A 1,906-nucleotide genomic window follows, 5' to 3' on the forward strand; every position below is an offset into this window, starting at 1 on the left:
CCCCCTCACCACTTGGTGAGGGGGCGCCCGCTTGCGGCCGGGGTCAGGAAGGAACCGGCGCGGGCACGCCCAGCGTGCCGGTGGCGTTCTCCGTCCACGCGTGGTCCTTCACCGAGCGGGACCTGATCATCAGGCTGCGGCCCGCCGCCGGATTCTCGGGACCGACGACCACCTGGAGCAGCGCGGCGTCCTCGGAACCGAAGGTGACGGGCGCGTTCAGCACGAGTTCCGCCACCTCGTCCAGACCCACCGTCAGGGCCGCGTGCAGCGCGAGCTCGATGAACGCGGTGCCCGGCAGGACCACGGTCCCCATGACGATGTGATCGCTCAGCCACGCGTGCGAGTTCAGCGTCACCCGACCCGTGAACAGGTGGCTGCCGTCCGGGAGTTCGGTCGCCGTGGCCAGCAGCGGATGGGAGGTGGACTCCAGGCCGAGGACGGCCGGGGAACCGGCGGGCTCGGGTGCGTCGAGCCAGTACCGACGACGCTGGAACGCGTACGTGGGAAGAGTGACGTTCCGGGCCACGCGCCCGGCGAGGACGCCCGTCCAGTCGACGGCGACACCGCCCGCGTGTGCCTGGACGAGGCCCGCGAGCAGGGTGGCCGGCTCCGGGGCCCCCGGCCGGACCAGCGCCGCGGCGCTCGCCTGCGGCAGTGCCTCGCGGGCCAGCGCGGTGAGGACGGCGTCCGGGCCGATCTCCAGGTACAGCGTGACGCCGTCGTTGTGCAGTGCCTTGAGGCCGTCGTGGAAGCGGGTGGTGCTGCGGACGTGGTCGGTCCAGTAGCCGGCCCCGGTGATCTCGGAACCCGCGAGCCCACCGGTGACGGTGGAGACGAGGGGGATGGTGGGTGTGTGGTAGGTGAGGTCCGCGGCGATGTGCTCGAAGTCGTCGAGCATGGGGTTCATGTGGGGTGAGTGGAAGGCGTGGCTGACGGTGAGGCGGCGGGTGCGTCGTCCTTGGGTGGCGAAGTGCTGGGCGATGGTGGTGACGTCGTGTTCGTCGCCGGAGATGACGAGGGCGTGGGGTCCGTTGATGGCGGCGATGCCGGTGTGTGGGGTGAGGTGTGGGGTTGTTTCGTCCTCGGTGGCTTCGATGGCGATCATGGCGCCGTGGGTGGGGAGGGCTTGCATGAGGGTGCCGCGGGCGGCGACGAGTCGGCAGGCGTCGTCGAGTGAGAGGACTCCCGCCACGTGGGCGGCCGCGATCTCACCGACGGAGTGGCCCATCAGGTGGGTGGGCGAGACGCCGAACCGGTCCACCACGAGCCGGGCGAGCGCCGTCTGCAGCGCCAGAAGCCCCGGCTGGGTGTAGCGGGTCTCGTTCAGCAGGGCCGGGTCGTCGCTGAAGACGACCTCCTTGACGGAATGCTCGGCGTCGAGGTACCGGTCCAGAGCGGCGCAGGCCTCGTCGAAGGCCTCGCGGAAGACGGGATAGGTGTCGTAGAGAGCGCGTCCCATCCCCGCGTGCTGGGAGCCCTGACCGGTGAAGAGGAAGGCGACCTTCCCGGTGGGCGGCTGGGCACGGAAGGCGACGGGGGAGGGGTCCTGCGCGAGGGCGCCGAGTTGTGCGAGCAACTCCTCACGGGTGGCGCCCACGGCAGCGGCGTTGTGTTCGAAGGTGGTGCGCGTGGTGGCCAGGGAGTGGGTGATGTCGGCAGCGTGGAGCTCGGGGTGTTCGTTCACGTGCTCCAGGAGCCGTTCGGCCTGGGCGCGTAGTGCCTGTTCGGACTTGGCGGACAGGATCCAGGGGAGGAGGGTTCCCTCGGGGATGTCCGGTGTCTGTGGGGTGTTCGTGTCCTGTGGTGTGGGTGGGGCTTCGAGGATGAGGTGGGCGTTGGTGCCGCTGATGCCGAAGGAGGAGACGGCGGCGCGTCGGGGGTGGTCGGTTTCGGGCCAGGGGCGGGC

General features: G+C 70.8%; 1 protein-coding gene. It reads right to left on the bottom strand.

Annotation, left to right across the window (positions count from 1 at the left end):
* Window positions 1–43 precede the first annotated feature (43 nt).
* Window positions 44–1,906, bottom strand: a 1,863-nt coding sequence (locus ACFVH5_RS44310; protein ID WP_385839358.1) for an acyltransferase domain-containing protein, incomplete at its 5' end; no start/stop codon positions are given.

The organism is Streptomyces sp. NPDC127119 (genome assembly GCF_042677425.1).
GTDB lineage: Bacteria > Actinomycetota > Actinomycetes > Streptomycetales > Streptomycetaceae > Streptomyces.